The organism is Pseudomonas sp. EL_65y_Pfl2_R95, from assembly GCF_963971045.1.
Lineage (GTDB): Bacteria > Pseudomonadota > Gammaproteobacteria > Pseudomonadales > Pseudomonadaceae > Aquipseudomonas.
Map to the genome: position 1 here is coordinate 459,387 of NZ_CAXAOV010000002.1, position 17,301 is coordinate 476,687.

A 17,301-nucleotide genomic window follows, 5' to 3' on the forward strand; every position below is an offset into this window, starting at 1 on the left:
GATGCACCTTAAAAACGGTTAGAGACAGTATTCAGCAACCTGTCTTCACTGTTGAGGGGCGTGATTATCGCCCCGGTTTTTAGGAGAGCTGACGGCATAACGGCTATAGATTGCATCCAACTCTCCGCTGGCCTTGTAGCGCTCCAAGCCTTGCTGGAAAATTTCAGCATAAACCTGGCTGGTCTTGAGCGCGGGTGAAAATGCCAGGTAAATCGGCACATCAACCTTGCGGCAACCTACTTGCTGCAGCGCATCGGTTTTTCCGTGCGCGGCAAGATAAGCTTGCATGACCCAGCTATTTTCGATCACGGTGTCGACTCGGTCCTTGCCCAATTTATCAATATTGACGGCCAGCGCGTTATCACCTGAAGCCATCTGCACACGGGTTTGATCGCTTCTATAATGCTCAAAATAAGTGTTCAACTCAGCGCCATAGCTGTAGCCATTGATGGCCCCGACGGTGACACGATCTAAAGAACCAAGCCCCTCATAGCGCCAACTTTTGGCCGGCTTGGTGTAGAAACAAATGCGTGAGATTCCGGGAGCAGCCTTGGTAAAGATAAAATCCGGTGCGTCTCGCACGCCGGCGCCAATCACAGCGTTGATTCGACCTTGGCGAGTATCGTGAATGGCGCGCGCCCAGTTGGTAACTCGGTAGTCAACTTTGATCCCATGCTCGGCAAAGATACGCTGCGCCAGCTCAACGAATATGCCTGGCTGCTGTGCATCCGGCGCACAGTTCACAGGGCACCAAATGTCCCCGGCGATTATCAATGTTTCAGGCGCGGCATAAAGCATCTGAACCTTGACGATCGCTGTGATAGCCAGGCATAACCGTAATGTGCGAATCAAATACCTGCCTCGCAAAAAGCCAATAGTCGTTTATCTATCTCTCGCTGCGCACGCGCTTAACTGCGTCTAACCAGCCCTTATATAGTGTATCGCGGTGATCATCTGCCATGATCGGAGCAAAGCGTTGTTCACGCTCCCAGTGCTCTGCAATCGCATCAAGATCTGGATATATTCCTGCCTGCAAGCCAGCCAGATAGGCCACTCCGAGGGCAGTGGTTTCGGTGACCTTCGGTCGCTCAACGGTGACCCCGAGAATGTCCGCGAGAAACTGCATGAGCCAATTATTCTCGACCATGCCGCCATCCACCCGCAGCGCACTGGGGGCGGCAGCGCCGTCCTGACGCATGGCCTGAAGCAAGTCCAAAGTTTGATAGCACACCGCCTGCAGACCGGCGGTGACAATTTCCTTGATTCCGGTGTCGCGGGTCAGACCAAAGATTGCACCGCGCGCTTTAGGGTCCCAATAAGGCGCCCCCAGGCCGGTGAAAGCAGGCACCAGATAGACGCCGCAGGCATCCCCGGTTTGCTCAGCCATGGCCTCGCTGTCACGCGCATGGTTGATCAGTTTTACACCGTCGCGTAGCCACTGCACTGCCGCGCCAGCGACAAAAATACTGCCTTCAACCGCGTAGGTAACCTTGCCATTTAGGCGGTAGCCGACAGTGGTCAATAAGCGGTTCTGCGAGGTGACGGGGGTGTCACCGGTGTTTTGAATCATGAAGCAGCCGGTGCCGTAGGTACTTTTAACCATACCCGGCTTAAAACAGGCCTGACCGACGAGTGCTGCCTGCTGATCACCTGCCACACCCAATACCGGAATTGCAGCGCCGAACAGCTCGGGTAGACAGGTGCCAAAGTCAGCCGCGGAGTCCATGACTTCAGGCAACATGTTCGCTGGAATATCAAACAACTCCAGCAGCTCTGCATCCCACTGTTGAGTGTGGATATTGAACATCAAGGTACGCGATGCATTGGTCGCATCTGTCTTGTGCGATTGCCCGCCGGTTAAACGCCAGAGCAAGAAACTGTCGACCGTTCCAAAGCGCAATTCACCCCGCTCTGCTCGCTCCCGGGCCCCTTCGACATTTTGCAGAATCCAGCGCAGCTTGGTGGCGGAAAAGTATGGATCGATAAGCAATCCGGTTTTCGCCGCGACATTGGCCTCATGCCCTGCTTCCTTGAGGCCTGCGCAATAGTCCGCCGTGCGTCGATCCTGCCAGACAATTGCAGGATGGATCGGCTCGCCGCTTTCAGCATCCCAGACCAGAGTGGTTTCGCGCTGGTTGGTGATGCCGATTGCAGCAACATCTTCAATGCTCATGTTGCTGTGCTGCAAGACCTCGCGACAAACCTTGAGGGTGGTCTGCCACAATTCCTCAGCGTCGTGCTCAACCCAACCGTCTTGCGGAAAATACTGTTTAAACTCCTGCTGCGCTCGCGCCACAGGTATGCCCTGAGCACTGAATACTATTGCGCGACTGCTCGTCGTGCCCTGATCAATCGCCAGCAGAAACCGTGACATGTTGAAATCCTTATTATTGTCGCGCCTTTACCTCAACGAGGTATCGACCGAGATGAATCTGCCCGCCCCATGCTCAAGGCGTGCAGCTAACTGAGCTTATGTGCGGCCAATTTCTGCAAACTGTGCCTGAGTGTGCTGCGCAAGTACTGTGCTTGCGAGCTCAACCTCAAGACCGCGTCTACCCGCGCTGACGAAAATGCTGGAAAACTGCTGAGCGGAGACATCGATAAAGGTACGCAAACGTTTCTTTTGCCCCAACGGGCTGATGCCTCCGAGCAAATAACCGGTAGCCCGCTGCGCTGCTGTTGGGTCTGCCATGTCAGCTTTTTTGACGCCGGCGGCACTGGCCAATGCCTTCAAGTCCAGACTACCGACTACAGGCACCACTGCAACCAAAAGCTCGCCTTTCTCGCTCGCCGCCAGCAGTGTCTTAAACACCCGAGCCGGTTCAAGATTTAGCTTTTCTGCAGCCTCCAGGCCATAGGAAGCCGCTTTTGGGTCGTGGCTATAGCTGTGCAGCTGGAACTGTGCTTTAGCTTTTTTCAATAGGTCGATTGCAGGGGTCATGTTCGTTTGTGAAAATACTCTGATAAAGTCTGATTACCATAGCCGAAAATTTCTTCCTGAGCAGCCTATAATGGCGCATAAAAGGAACCCTCCATGACCCTGCCCCCGCGTCAGCAAGACATTCTTACCCTCGCCCGCGAGCGTGGTTACGTCAGCATCGACGAATTGGCTCAGGCATTTTCCGTGACGCCCCAGACTATCCGCCGTGACATTAACCAGCTTGCCGAGCAAGGCATGTTGCGGCGTACTCACGGCGGCGCCGCCTGTGAAAGCTCCAGCACACAAAATACCGCTTACACCATGCGCGCCGGGCAAATGCGTGAAGAGAAACAGCGCATCGCTGAAGCCATTGCCGCGCAGATTCCTGACCATGCGTCTTTGTTTATCAATATCGGCACAACCACCGAGGCAATTGCCCGCGCCCTGCTCAATCACAATGGGCTGAAAGTCATCACCAACAACCTGCATGTGGCCGCACTGCTAAGCAGTAAGGCTGATTTCGAAGTGCTGGTTGCGGGCGGGACGGTGCGCCCGGATGGCGGTATTGTCGGCCAATCGGCTGTCGATTTTATTGAGCAGTTCAAGGTCGACTTTGCCTTGGTCGGCATCAGTGGAATTGACGAGGACGGCAGCTTGCTCGACTTCGATTATCAAGAAGTCCGGGTCTCCCAAGCCATCATCAGCAATGCCCGGCAGGTATTGTTGGCCGCTGACTCAAATAAATTCGGGCGTAACGCAGTGGTTCGCCTGGGCTCTATCAAGCTCGTTGACCAGGTGTTTACCGATGCGGCTCCGAGCCCGGTCATCAGCCGGCTTTTGCAGGCCGCGAAGATTCAACTTCACCTTGTCTGACCCTGCTTGCTCCCTATTTGTGGCTTGATCCCGACCCGCCACGCCATAGCGACCCATCGCCCGCGACCGTCACCCACTGGCGAAGCCAAGGTTACTCAACTATGCTATGTTCGAAAGTGAACATGAAAAGTTCAATTTCGACCTAAGCGAGTGTCAGCATGCCTAATCACAGCACCCAAACCGCGCCCATTGCCGAGATTTACGACCTTGCCATTGTCGGCGGCGGTATCAACGGCGTCGGCATTGCCGCCGATGCTGCCGGTCGCGGTTTATCGGTGTTTCTCTGTGAGCGCGATGACCTGGCCGAGCACACCTCATCAGCCAGCAGCAAGCTGATCCACGGTGGCCTGCGCTACCTCGAACACTATGAGTTCCGCCTGGTGCGCGAAGCACTGGCTGAGCGAGAAGTACTGCTGGGGAAAGCGCCGCATATCATCAAACCGATGCGTTTTATCCTGCCACACCGCCCTCACCTGCGCCCGGCATGGATGATTCGTGCCGGTATGTTTCTCTATGATCATCTCGGCAAACGGGAAAAGCTGCCCGCCTCCCATGGCCTGCACTTTGACGCAGGCAGCCCACTGAAGAGCGAAATAAAACGTGGCTTTGAGTATTCAGACTGCTGGGTGGATGATGCCCGGCTGGTGGTTCTCAACGCTATGGCCGCGCGCGAACACGGTGCGCACATCCACACCCAGACTCGTTGCACCAGCGCTCGTCGCAGCAAAGGTTTGTGGCACATTCACCTTGAGCGCAGCGATGGCAGCCTGTTCTCGATTCGTGCTCGTGCATTGGTCAATGCGGCTGGGCCTTGGGTGGCAAAATTTATTCGCGACGATCTCAGGCAAGAGTCACCCTATGGCGTGCGTCTGATTCAAGGCAGCCACATCATAGTGCCGCGTGTGTTTGAGGGTGAGCAGGCGTACATCCTGCAAAATGAAGACCAGCGCGTGGTATTTGCAATTCCGTACCTCGACCAATTCACCATGATTGGCACCACTGATCGCGAGTACCAAGGCGACCCAGGCAAGGTGGCGATCACCGAGGAAGAAACCGACTATCTGCTTAAGGTGTTCAACGCACACTTTCGTCAGCCGCTTACGCGCGAAGCCATCTTGCACAGTTTTTCTGGCGTGAGGCCGCTGTGTGATGATGAGTCTGCCGACCCTTCAGTCGTTACCCGCGACTACACCCTGTCAATTTCAGGGCATCCAGGTGAAGCCCCGTTACTTTCGGTTTTCGGCGGCAAGTTGACCACCTACCGAAAGCTCGCTGAGTCCGCATTGAAATTGCTCGCCTACCAGTTTCCGAAGATGGGCCCGAGCTGGACCACAACAAGTTTACTACCGGGCGCTGAAGAATTCGTCAGCCAGAGCGCCTTGGTTGAAGCACTCTGCGCCAGTTTCAGTTGGCTGCCAATTGCTCTTGCGCGGCGCTGGGCGACAACCTACGGCAACCGCAGTTGGTTGCTGTTGTGTGGGGTTCAGAACCAGCAAGACTTGGGGGAACATTTTGGGGCGTTGTTGTATGCCCGTGAAGTTGACTACCTGTGTAATGAGGAATGGGCCACGGCGCCGGCAGATATTCTATGGCGGCGATCCAAGCTGGGCCTGTTTATGAGCCAAGCAGAACAAGCACGCCTGAGTGACTACCTGCACCAACGCAGCACGCTAATGGCGAAACATTCGACCCAGCGTCCAGCATTGACGGCCAGCCCATCGCTTTGAGCTGTCGGGGGTATGACGCGTGTGGCAGCCACCGTTGCAATTCTGAACACACAGCGCATTGGTATGAACCACGGTGGCCAAGCTTCGCGTTGACGCACCCTACGCCCCTACAACTGGGCGATATGGGTCTCTGTGCGATGCGCCATCAAATAGGGCAACACTGCTGACAGCAAGGGTTGTTTGAACGCCTCCTGAAAGCGATGGGCCAGGCCGGGTATCAAGGTTAATTGGCTGCCGCGAATATGTGCTGCCACATGAATCCCATGCATCACCGGCAACAGCGGGTCTGCGGTGCCATGCACCACCAGCGTCGGCACCCGCAAGCGATTGAGCAGCTCAACCCGGCTTGGCTCGGCCAGGATGGCAGCAATTTGTCGCTCAACCCCTTGCGGATTAAACGCGCGATCATATGCAACCTGCGCCTCATGTAGCAGTTCCTGGCGATCATCCTTGACCTCAGGGCTGCCCAACGCAGCCAACAGATCCGCTTGTTGCTCCAACGCCACCGCGCGGTTCGGCGCCTCACGCCGCCCCAGCAGGGCCAATAACTTAGGGCTCGGTGCGGGCAACCCCTCGGCACCGGAGCTGGTCATGATCAACGTCAGGCTTTGCACCCGCTGCGGTGCAATATCGGCCAGATGCTGGGCGATCATGCCACCCATACTGGCGCCCAATACATGGAAGCGCTGAATGCCCAAGACATCCATCAGGCCCAGCGAATCCTCGGCCATATCCGTCAAGCTATAAGGCGCCGACACACTAATGCCGAAGCGATAGCGCAATGCTTGGTAAGTCAAGTTAACCGGTGGTTCAGGCTGATGCCAAGTGCTTAACCCCACATCACGGTTGTCAAAACGGATGACCCGAAAACCCTGCTCGCACAGCGATTGCACCACTTCATCTGGCCAGTGAATCAACTGACCACCAAGGCCCATGACCAGCAGTAACGCCGGATCACTGTCACGGCCGACACTCTGATAGGCAAGACTGACCTCGCCCACGTCAGCAAATTGTGTAGCTGCAGTTAAATCGCAACGAACCGCAGAAAATGACGACACACTGAAAAACAGCGCGGCGATGAAAAATAACGCACGCATAAAAACACCAAAACGCAGAACCCCATTAAGGTGCGAGTTTGATGATATTTATGCTTTCGCGCTGCCACAGAACGATGACAATTTGATGAACCCTGCTCAGTGGTCACCAAAACCACCGCAAAGCTGGATAACAAAACAGTTGATACCTGAAAGCAACGCGCACCTCACACCGGCGCGTTGCTTTCAACGGCGCGGTTTACGCCAGCTGTGAGCGCAACTGACGCGCGGCCGCGACCATATTCACCAACGCAGCTTCGGTCTCCGCCCAACCACGGGTTTTCAAGCCACAATCGGGATTCACCCACAAGCGTTCTGCCGGAATACGCTGCACGGCTTTACTCATCAGCTTGATGATTTCCGCAGTGTCCGGCACCCGTGGCGAGTGAATATCGTAAACGCCCGGGCCGATGTCATTGGGATAATCGAACGCTTCGAATGCATCCAGCAACTCCATGTCGGAACGCGAAGTTTCGATGGTAATGACATCGGCATCCATGGCTGCGATTGACTCAATCACATCATTAAATTCGCTGTAGCACATGTGAGTGTGGATCTGCGTTCGATCCTGCACCCCAGAGGCGCATAAGCGAAACGCTTCGGTTGCCCAGTCAAGATAGCCTTGCCACGCGGCTTTACGCAGGGGCAAACCCTCGCGGAAAGCGGCCTCATCAATCTGGATAATCTTGATTCCCGCCGCCTCCAGGTCCACCACTTCATCGCGAATGGCCAGCGCTAACTGGCGCGCCTGCACTTCACGACTGACATCCTCACGCGGGAACGACCACATCAGCATCGTTACCGGGCCGGTCAGCATACCCTTCATCACTTTGCTGGTGAGGCTTTGCGCATAGCGAATCCACTCAACCGTCATCGCCTTGGGGCGGCTCAAGTCACCAAAGATCACGGCGGGTTTAACGCAGCGTGAACCATAACTTTGCACCCAGCCGAAACGGGTGAATGCGTAGCCATCAAGTTGCTCGGCAAAATACTCGACCATATCGTTACGTTCAGCTTCTCCGTGCACCAGCACATCGAGGCCAAGGGCTTCTTGCACTTCAACTGCATGACGGATTTCGCTGTACATTGCCTCGGCGTATTCTGCACCCGTCAATTTGCCCTGCTTGAATGACTGCCGCGCCAAGCGGATAGAAGCAGTCTGCGGAAACGAACCAATAGTGGTGGTCGGAAATGCTGGCAACTGCAAGCGTTGCCGCTGCAGGTCAATACGTTTCAGAAAGCTTGATTCGCGCTGACTGTCGGCACTCGTCACCCCACGCAAACGTGCCTGCACGTCCGGTTTGTGAATGCGGGTGGACTGCTCACGGCTGAGCTGCACTTGGGCGCTGTGGGCCAAGGCAGCGTTAACGTCTTCGGCTTGCGGGTCATTAAGTGCCTTGCTCAGCAGGGCAATCTCCGCGCACTTCTGTACCGCGAACGACAACCAGCTTTTAAGCTCAGCATCCAACCCGTCTTCACGTTCGAGATCGACCGGGCTGTGCAACAGCGAGCAAGAACCGGCCACCCAAAGGTTGTTACCAAAGCGACGATGCGCCTGTTTCAGGGCCTGCAGCGCCGTATTGAGATCACAACCCCAAACGTTACGGCCATTGACCACACCTAACGACAGCACCTTGTAATTGGGTAGCCGATCAATCAGCTGCGGCAATTGTTCAGGCGCGCGCACCCAATCGACATGCAAACCATCGACCGGCAAGGTGACGGCCAACCCGAGGTTGTCTTCAAGCCCGCTAAAATAGGTGGCAACCAGTTTTTTTAATGGCGCGTGCTGGAGCAAGTGATAGGCACGCTCGAAAGCGTTCTTCCAGTCTTGCGGCAGGTCAAGGCCGAGGATTGGCTCATCAATTTGCACCCACTCGACATCCTGCGCGGCCAGACGACCAAGAATTTCACCGTAGACCGGCAGTAAACGCTCAAGCAGATCAAGCTTGTCGAACTCATCGCCCTTGGCTTTGCCCAGCCACAAGTAAGTCAGCGGACCGATAATTACCGGCTTCACTTTGTGTCCCAGGGCATGGGCCTCAGCGACCTCTTCAAACAGCTGCTCCCAGTTCAATTGGAAGCGCTGGTCGACACTGAACTCAGGGACTAAATAGTGATAGTTGGTATCGAACCACTTAGTCATTTCCTGTGCATGGGCACCGCCGCAACAGCTCTGGCTCACGCCACGTGCCATGTTGAACAAGGTATCCAGTGTCGGCTGACCTTGCTGGGGACGGAACCGCTGCGGAATCACACCAAAGGTAAGTGAATGGGTGAGGACTTGGTCGTACCATGCGAAATCGCCCACGGGCAGCAAATCAATACCAGCGTCTTTTTGCAGCTGCCAATGAGTGGCGCGCAACTCACGACCAACGTCACGCAAGCCCGCCTCATCCAGCTCGCCCCGCCAATGGGCTTCCAATGCTTTCTTCAATTCACGGTCGCGACCAATACGAGGAAAACCGAGGGAATGCGATACAGCCATGATTAAATGCTCCATACAGATGATGGTGTGCATTCTCAACAAGACCGAATCATGAAACAAACTCAACATATTCGTATTGATCTATAGTTTTACTCATGTTCACATAGCCACTACCGACGACCCTTGGGCCAGGCGCGCTATCTCGATTGCGCCCACTACCGTGAGACCGCAATGCTTGACCTCCGCCACCTGAAAACCCTGCACGCCCTGCGCGAATGCGACAGTTTGGTTGACGCTGCAGAACGCCTGCACCTGACCCAATCGGCACTTTCACACCAATTCAAAGAGCTCGAAGAGCGCCTGGGTATGCAGTTATTTGTACGCAAGACCAAACCTGTGCGTTTCACCAGCGCCGGCCTGCGCTTGCTACAGCTATCCGATTCGGTGCTGCCTTTGCTGCGCGGCGCCGAGCGCGATCTCTCGCGTCTAGCGGGTGGTACCGCTGGCCGGCTGCACATGGCGATTGAATGCCACAGTTGTTTCCAGTGGTTGATGCCGACCATTGATCAGTTCCGCGACGCCTGGCCAGAAGTCGAACTGGATCTGGCTTCAGGTTTTTCCTTTGCGCCCTTGCCCGCCCTAGCCCGCGGCGACCTCGATTTGGTCGTCACTTCGGACCCCATCGAGTTGCCGGGAATTACTTACATACCGCTGTTTACCTACGAGGCCATGCTCGCCGTAGCGAATCAGCATGCACTGGCCAACAAGGCATTTATCATCGCTGAGGATTTAGAGAAAGAAACCTTGATCACCTACCCCGTCGAGCGGGACCGGCTGGATATTTTCACCCGGTTTCTGGAGCCGGCAGATATCGAGCCGGCACAGGTACGGACTTCAGAACTGACGGTGATGATGATGCAACTGGTCGCCAGCGGGCGTGGCGTCTGCGGTTTGCCCAACTGGGCGCTGCATGAGTACAGCTCGCGCGGCTATGTCACTGCCAAGCGACTGGGTGAGAAAGGCTTGCTGGCAACCCTCTATGCCGGGATTCGCACCGACATGCTCGACGCCCCTTTTATGCGTGACTTTTTGCTGACCGCCAAAGACACCTCATTTGCCAATCTCGAAGGTGTCAGCGTCGCCCGCTGAGCACTGACGCAGGACTAACAGCAGCGATGCGGGTTGCTGCTGTTGTGGGTGCAACGGTTCGCGCAATAGTTGCAACTGCCAGCCCGCCTCCGCCAGCAGTTCAAGCCAAGACCCCAACGTGCGAAAAAACCATGGCATAGGCTCGACAAACTCACCGGCAAAATCGCTGAACTGCTCAACCCGCCAACCGTCTTGATAGGGCTGACCGTTACACGCCTGCCAAGGATGTAGCGTTTGGATCAGTAGATGGCCCGTCTCAGTGACCCTTGTACTCAATGCTTTCAGGCTTGGCAGCAGCACCTCATCCAACAACGCAAAATTGCACACCAACAAATCAAACTGCCCCAAAGCATGGCCCGCCTGTGCAAGCTGATCATAAGCACAATGGTGATAACGTTGCGGATACGGATCGGCGGCACGGGCCTGCATTATCAAAGGTTGCGAGGCATCAACACCGATGACCTCAACGTGCTTTTTCGCCAATGCCCGACACAACCAACCCTCGCCGCAGCCGACATCAAGCACCCGTGTTGGCGAGCACTGCTCAATTGCCTCAAGCAAAGCAGCATCCGTCACCAGCCGCCGGCTCGGTAATCGCTGTTCACGCACAACATGGGTCCAAGCCTGCGCATTGGCTTGCCAACTGCGCATCATTTGGGAGGGCTTATCACCTGACATATTGACCTCTGGTTCTCGGCTTGCTGATAAAAACGCAGAAACCCTATCGCTCGGGTTCCAGGGCGCGACACGTCTTTTACCCTTGGTATGCGCCAATGGCGGCCAACAAAAAACGAAATACGCATGAGCCTGCATTGAGCCAAAACCTGCAGGTTCGCCACACAGCGACTACCATCAAATATAGTGCTTATTAGCCCATGGCAGAGCGTCGGCAATGGGTTGTGCGGTGGTAATATCTGCACCTACAGATGAACCATACACAGGCATGGGTATCGAAAGCTGACCGATGGTCTTTTTCCTTTAACACATGCTGGCGATGGTTTGCTGTCAGCAACCGCTGCTGACACAATCAGCATGCGGCAACATACATGGAGCTAGACGTGCCACCACTCGATCCGCAAAAGCGCCTTGCCGCGCGCAACGCCACCTTGGCTGATGAAGATGCGCTGAACTGCATGGTTTATCGCCCAGATGAGCAGGACCCTGATGCTGAAGAAATCGACCTTGGCGATGCCAAAATTCTCTTCACCGGTGTGTTCGAAGCGCCCGCTGACTGGGAAGAGCAGGAACGTGAAGAATTCTTCGCTGACACCAACCCTGAGCTGTTTATGACCGCATTTGTTGAGTGCGAGGCCAAGCCTGATTCAGCGCAGTTCTTTACAGTTGAAGGGAACGACTACATCGCGACAATGCCGAACCCGGGTGAAGTCGTGATGTTTTATGTGCTCGACTACAGCGAAGATGACAATGGCCGTGAATATATCGTGGTCCGCGACGACGAGCCTATGAGCTGATTCTGCTCACCCCGTAATGAGCCGGTGCCAGCGCGGCGGCTCATCTAGCCTGCGTTGCCCGTTCCGAAAACGGCGCGAGCGCTATCAAACCGTGCGTTGCGCTTTGATATACAGTGCTTCCACCTTCTCGCGCGCCCAAGGCGTCTTGCGCAAGAACGTCAGACTCGATTTGATACTCGGATCGCTCTTGAAGCAGCGAATATCAATACGCTGCGCCAGCCCATCCCAACCATACGTCGCGACCAACTGATTGAGAATCGCCTCAAGGGTCACCCCATGCAGCGGATTTTTGGGTGTTCGAGTCATGCCGGGCCTTTGCTGCGAATGAGTTGAGAAGCGCACCATAGCCAAGCTCAGGCGCTAACGGAAGCAATAAAGCATCTGCAGAAGACTGTGCGTCCTTTCGACAGAAAAAAGCCGGCCCATGCACAGGTTGCATGGGCCGGCTTAGTCGTGCACAAAGCCGATGATTAAGCGGCGTTGTACTCTTTTTCTGCATCAGCGAAACGCTTCTGCATGGTTACAGACGGCTCTTTATCCAGCAGGCTGAAGACCACAATCGCCAGCGTCGCCAAGATAAAGCCAGGGATGATTTCGTACAGGCCCAGGCCGATAAAGTTCTTCCACACGATCACGGTGATAGCGCCGATCAACATGCCAGCGAGAGCGCCGTTACGGGTCATACGCGACCACATGACCGAGAGCAATACAACAGGACCAAATGCAGCGCCGAAACCTGCCCACGCATAAGACACCAAGCCCAGTACGCGGTTGTTTGGGTCACCAGCAAGTATGATTGCAACGACTGCAATCAACAGCACCATGCCACGACCAACCCAGACCAGCTCGGTCTGCGAGGCATCTTTACGCAGGAAGGCTTTGTAGAAGTCTTCTGTCAACGCGCTTGAACAGACCAGCAGTTGGCAGCTCAAGGTACTCATAACCGCTGCCAGGATAGCCGACAGCAATACGCCCGCGATCCATGGGTTGAACAGCAACTTGGCCAATTCAATGAACACCCGCTCAGGGTTTTCAGTCACAGGACCGGCAACTTCAGGGTGCGCTGCGAAATAAGCGATGCCGAAGAAGCCTACCGACACAGTACCGATCAGGCACAGGATCATCCAAGTCATCGAGATACGACGTGCAGCTGGAATGGTTTTAACCGAGTCAGCCGCCATGAAACGCGCGAGGATGTGTGGCTGGCCAAAATAGCCCAAGCCCCATGCCATCAGCGAAATCACACCGATAAAGGTTGCGCCTTTGAACATGTCAAAGTTGGTCGCATCCTGCATTTCGATTGCGGCGAAGGTTGGATCAACACCACCGGTGGCGATCATCACAATCACTGGCGTCAGGATCAACGCGAAGATCATCAGTGTGGCTTGTACGGTGTCAGTCCAGCTGACAGCCAGGAAACCACCGATAAAGGTGTAAGCGATAGTTGCAGCAGCACCGGCCCACAGCGCCGTCTCGTAAGGCAAGCCGAAGGTGCTTTCGAACAAACGCGCGCCAGCGACCACGCCAGAGGCGCAATAGATGGTGAAGAACACCAGGATTATCAACGCAGAGAAGACCCGCAGCACGCGGCTGTTGTCCTCAAAACGGTTACTGAAGTAATCAGGCAGGGTCAGTGCGTTGCCGTTGTGCTCGGTCTGCACCCGCAGGCGACCCGCCACAAACAGCCAGTTCAGATAAGCACCAATCACCAAACCAATGGCAATCCAGGCTTCAGACAACCCTGACAAGTAAACAGCGCCCGGCAAACCCAGCAGCAACCAGCCACTCATATCCGAAGCACCTGCAGACAAGCCTGTTACGTAGCTCCCGAGGCTACGACCGCCGAGGATGTAATCGGACAGGTTTTTGGTGCGCAGATAGGCGAATAAGCCAATCCCGATCATCAAAGCAATGTACACCACGAAGGTGACAAGCATGGGTGTGTTCGCAGTCATTGGGGTGTTCCCCTCTCGTTTGTTGTTATGGCAGCACGGGATTGGCCCATGCCCTGTGTGGCAAACAGCGTTCGCGTAAAGCGCCCGCACCTAACAAAGCGGATACGGTGTCTATACCCTGCGGCCGGAAAACCCAGCTCAGCGCACTATCAGAACAACCGGTCCCTCTTTAAGATTGAGTCATTAGCCTGCAAGTCACTCAACCTGAAACCTCAGGCTCTCAGCCTTGAATAAAACAACGGGCGGGGCCCGAAGGCACCCGCCCGTAAAAACTGTTTAAATCTCGTCGCCCAATGATAGCAACGACGCATTGCCTCCGACTGCGGTGGTGTTAACCGAAGTCGTGCGCTCATTCACAAAGCGCAATAGGTAGCTCGGCCCGCCGGCTTTTGGACCGGTACCGGACAAACCGCAACCACCGAACGGCTGCACGCCCACCACTGCACCAATCTGGTTACGGTTGATGTAAAGGTTACCCACGCGAGCCAATGCTTCGATGCGCGCGGCCGTTTCCTCATTGCGGCTGTGTACCCCGAGGGTCAAGCCGTAGCCCGTTCCATTGATGGCGCCAACCACTGCTTCAAGCTCGCTGGCCTGAAAGCGTACGACGTGCAGGATCGGGCCGAAGTTTTCTTTTTCCAGCTCATTGATACCACCGATTTCAAACGCCACAGGCGCTACGAAATGGCCATCAAGGTCAGCGGGCAATTGCGCTTCAGCGATCAGCTTACCTTCGCTCTTGAGCTTGGCGATGTGTGCATCGAGACCAGCCTTGGCCTCAGCGTCGATCACCGGGCCAATGTCATTTTCACGCAGATGCGTTGGGCCCACTTTCAGCTCGGCCATGGCGCCTTTAAGCAGGTCAAGCACGCGATCCGCAATGTCAGCCTGCACATAGAGCACACGAAGCGCTGAGCAGCGTTGACCGGCACTGGTGAAGGCCGACAGCACAGCATCTTTAACCACTTGCTCAGGCAGCGCGGTCGAATCAACGATCATCGCGTTCTGGCCGCCGGTTTCAGCGATCAATGCAGCGATTGGGCCGGCTTTTTCAGCCAACTGGCGATTGATAATGCGCGCGGTATCGGTCGAGCCGGTGAAGCACACACCCGATACCCGTGCATCGCGGCAGAATACGCCGCCCAGCGTCGCGCCATCACCCGGCAAGAATGCGATCACATCTTTCGGCAAACCGGCTTCAAACATCAGCTCCAGCGCACGTGCAGCAATCAAGCTGGTCTGCTCGGCAGGTTTGGCCAGCACGCAGTTACCGGCAACCAGAGCCGCGGCAATCTGGCCCAGGTAAATCGCCAGCGGGAAGTTCCACGGGCTGACACAAACGAAAATACCGCGACCTTCATGGAACAGTTCGTTGCGCTCGCCGGTCGGGCCTTGCAGCTCTTCACGGCCCAGACGCAGGCGCGCTTGTTGCGCGTAGTAGCGGCAGAAATCAACGGCTTCACGCACTTCGTCGATGCCATCTTGCAGGCTCTTGCCCGCTTCCAGCGTACACATTGCCATTAGCTCGGCGCGGTGCGTTTCCAGCAGGTCAGCCAGACGCTCGAAAATACTCGCGCGGGTATCGATTGCAGTGGCATTCCAGCGCGGCCAGGCGGCGCTCAACCCATCGAGTGCTTGAGCGGCTTGGGCGGCGGTTGCGAATTCAGCCTTGCCCACAACCTTGTCCAACTCAAACGGGCAAGGCACCGCGTGTGCCGTACCGGCGAGTTTCTCACCGTTAATGACCGGGGCGGCGTGCCACTGACGGTCGAGATGAGGCTGGTAGGCGCTGTTCAGTTCGGCCCAGGAATGTTCGATGTTCATATTGATGCCTTGGGAATTTTTCCGAGCAGCACCAAAGAGTGCAGGCGGAAGTGGGATTTTCTCATTACTGAGCGACTTGAACTTGCGCAACTGCGTCACTGGGTGATCAAGAAGTGACTCAATCGGTGTACTTGGGTCAACCAACTGGTGCACGAACGAGGAGTTAGCGCCGTTTTCCAACAAGCGACGCACCAGATACGGCAGCAAATCCTTGTGCGCGCCAACCGGTGCATAGATACGCACATTGGTGGCGTGCTTCTCCAAAACGGTGTCATACAGCGCGTCGCCCATGCCGTGCAGGCGCTGGAACTCGAAATCACGCGGCTGTGGCAGAGCTGCGGCCATGGTCAGAATGCAGCTGACCGTGTGCGCGTTGTGGCTGGCAAACTGCGGGTAGATCACCCCACGGGTGAACTCAGACAGCAGGAAGCGGGCACAGGCCAGGTACGAGCTGTCGGTGCCCTCTTTGCGGGTGAATACCGGGAAACCATCCAGGCCTTGTACGTGGCACTGCTTGATTTCGCTGTCCCAGTAGGCACCTTTAACCAAACGCAGCGGCATTTTCTCGCCAAGTTCCTTGCCCAGCAGCGTCAGCCAGACCAGCACAGGCAAGCAACGCTTGGAGTAGGCCTGAATAACCAGACCGACTTCACCCCATCCGGCAATGGCCGGGTCGCGCAGCAGTTTTTCATAGAGTTCGAGCGACAGCTCAAGGCGGTCGGCTTCTTCGGCATCAATCGAGATGCCTACATCCAGCTTGCGCGCACGCACGCACAGCTCGCGCACGTTAGCGAACAGTTCAGTCAGAACGCGTTCGCGTTGCGCCACTTCATAGCGTGGGTGCAGCGCCGACAGTTTGATCGACACCGAGGGGCGTGGGCCTTTACCGACCTGCGGCTCAGCCCCGACGGTATCAATGGCCTTGCGGTAATCAGCCATGTACTTGTCGGCGTCTTCAGCCGTCAGCGCGGCTTCGCCCAACATATCGAAGGAATAGCTGTAACCCTTTTCGCGTTCAGGGCGACCATTTTTCAGCGCTTCGCTGATGGTGCGGCCGAGGACGAATTGCTTGCCCATGAGTTTCATGGCTTGGTTCATGGCCGCACGGATTACCGGCTCACCGGAACGCTTGATCAACTTGCCCAATACATTTTTCGGGCGACCATCGGCCGTATCCGGGTCAACCACTTTCCCGGTCATGACCAGGCCCCAAGCGGCAAAGTTGACCAGCACACTGTCACTCTTGCCCAAGTGGCGTTCCCACTCGGCAGCACTGAGCTTGTCGCGGATGAGTGCATCAGCGGTGACCGCATCAGGCACCCGCAGCAGAGCCTCGGCCAGGCACATGAGCATCAGCCCTTCCTGGGTGTCGAGGCTGTACTGACGAAGAAGTGCGTCGAGGGTATCGACGGCATTGTCCCGGCTACGCACATGTTCAATCAAGGTGCGGGCATTCTGGCGGATAGCCTCAATGCCGGCTTCACCGGGGTCAGCGAGCTCTAAAAGCTCAGTGAGATAGGCTGCCTCGTCAACGCTGTAGTTAGCGCTGATGACAGGGGAAAAATCGGCGGCCTTGGCGGCAGAGATCCGGGTTAGGAACTCGTCCTGCAAGACGTGACTGGCTTTAAACATCACGCCCATCCTCTTCTGGAGACTGTTGTTGTAAGCGTCTGTGCATATTTTAAGTGCAGGCAGGTCGCCCGGACGACAAAACTCAAGGCAACCCAACTCGACGCAACTGGATGACTGAATTTAGTGGCAGAGTGATTACAGCTTCTTACTAAAACCTCTGGAGTTTTTGCAGAAAGCTATGAGGAGGGGAACTTATTTGCGGGCGGCAATTAACCGGAAAAACATAT

13 protein-coding genes are annotated in these 17,301 nt (G+C 55.8%); 4 read left to right on the plus strand and 9 right to left on the minus strand.

The features are described from left to right. Positions 1–45: 45 nt before the first annotated feature. The 3 genes from AACY09_RS09980 to ybaK form a co-directional block, all read right to left on the minus strand. Entirely contained in the window at positions 46–798 is a 753-nt protein-coding gene (locus tag AACY09_RS09980; protein ID WP_339487885.1) for a substrate-binding periplasmic protein, read from the minus strand. A gap of 88 nt (positions 799–886) precedes the next feature. Beyond that, positions 887–2,374, minus strand: coding sequence for a glycerol kinase GlpK (gene glpK, locus AACY09_RS09985; RefSeq protein WP_339487592.1), 1,488 nt, complete (start codon positions 2,372–2,374; stop codon positions 887–889). Positions 2,375–2,470: 96 nt separating this feature from the next. Then, positions 2,471–2,941 carry a Cys-tRNA(Pro) deacylase gene (ybaK, locus tag AACY09_RS09990; RefSeq protein WP_339487593.1) on the minus strand — a complete coding sequence of 157 codons (471 nt, stop codon included), beginning with the start codon at positions 2,939–2,941 and terminating at the stop codon, positions 2,471–2,473. Between the two features lie 93 nt (positions 2,942–3,034). On the opposite strand from ybaK, the gene AACY09_RS09995 reads away from it, so the two are divergent. Together AACY09_RS09995 and glpD are read left to right on the plus strand one after the other, a co-directional pair. After that, positions 3,035–3,793, plus strand: a complete 759-nt coding sequence (locus AACY09_RS09995; RefSeq protein WP_339487594.1) for a DeoR/GlpR family DNA-binding transcription regulator — start codon at positions 3,035–3,037, stop codon at positions 3,791–3,793. 158 nt (positions 3,794–3,951) lie between these two features. After that, positions 3,952–5,520, plus strand: coding sequence for a glycerol-3-phosphate dehydrogenase (gene glpD, locus AACY09_RS10000; RefSeq protein ID WP_339487596.1), 1,569 nt, complete (start codon positions 3,952–3,954; stop codon positions 5,518–5,520). 107 nt (positions 5,521–5,627) lie between these two features. On the opposite strand, the gene AACY09_RS10005 is transcribed toward glpD, so the two are convergent. Both AACY09_RS10005 and metE read right to left on the minus strand, forming a co-directional pair. Next, positions 5,628–6,617, minus strand: coding sequence for an alpha/beta fold hydrolase (locus AACY09_RS10005; RefSeq protein ID WP_339487598.1), 990 nt, complete (start codon positions 6,615–6,617; stop codon positions 5,628–5,630). Positions 6,618–6,813: 196 nt separating this feature from the next. After that, complete coding sequence (gene metE / locus AACY09_RS10010) at positions 6,814–9,102, minus strand: 5-methyltetrahydropteroyltriglutamate--homocysteine S-methyltransferase (RefSeq protein ID WP_339487600.1); 2,289 nt, start codon at positions 9,100–9,102, stop codon at positions 6,814–6,816. Between the two features lie 171 nt (positions 9,103–9,273). Here metE and metR point away from each other — a divergent pair, with 171 nt between their 5' ends. Next, a complete protein-coding gene (metR, locus tag AACY09_RS10015) occupies positions 9,274–10,191 on the plus strand; it encodes a transcriptional regulator MetR (protein WP_339487602.1) in 918 nt (305 codons plus the stop codon). Here metR and AACY09_RS10020 read toward each other — a convergent pair. Continuing rightward, entirely contained in the window at positions 10,153–10,869 is a 717-nt protein-coding gene (locus AACY09_RS10020) for a class I SAM-dependent methyltransferase (protein ID WP_339487603.1), read from the minus strand. The two genes, metR and AACY09_RS10020, sit on opposite strands and share 39 nt — an antisense overlap. 368 nt (positions 10,870–11,237) lie before the next feature. Between AACY09_RS10020 and AACY09_RS10025 the strand changes: the two genes are divergently transcribed. Further along, positions 11,238–11,663 carry a hypothetical protein gene (locus tag AACY09_RS10025; protein WP_445323807.1) on the plus strand — a complete coding sequence of 142 codons (426 nt, stop codon included), beginning with the start codon at positions 11,238–11,240 and terminating at the stop codon, positions 11,661–11,663. Positions 11,664–11,747: 84 nt separating this feature from the next. Here AACY09_RS10025 and AACY09_RS10030 read toward each other — a convergent pair whose 3' ends face one another. The 3 genes from AACY09_RS10030 to putA form a co-directional block, all read right to left on the minus strand. Beyond that, complete coding sequence (locus AACY09_RS10030) at positions 11,748–11,969, minus strand: VF530 family protein (RefSeq protein ID WP_339487605.1); 222 nt, start codon at positions 11,967–11,969, stop codon at positions 11,748–11,750. Between the two features lie 164 nt (positions 11,970–12,133). After that, the gene (putP, locus tag AACY09_RS10035; RefSeq protein WP_339487606.1) at positions 12,134–13,618 is read right to left on the minus strand and encodes a sodium/proline symporter PutP; all 1,485 of its coding nucleotides are present in this window, start codon (positions 13,616–13,618) and stop codon (positions 12,134–12,136) included. A gap of 276 nt (positions 13,619–13,894) precedes the next feature. After that, positions 13,895–17,074, minus strand: coding sequence for a bifunctional proline dehydrogenase/L-glutamate gamma-semialdehyde dehydrogenase PutA (putA, locus tag AACY09_RS10040; protein ID WP_339487609.1), 3,180 nt, complete (start codon positions 17,072–17,074; stop codon positions 13,895–13,897). Positions 17,075–17,301: the final 227 nt, after the last annotated feature.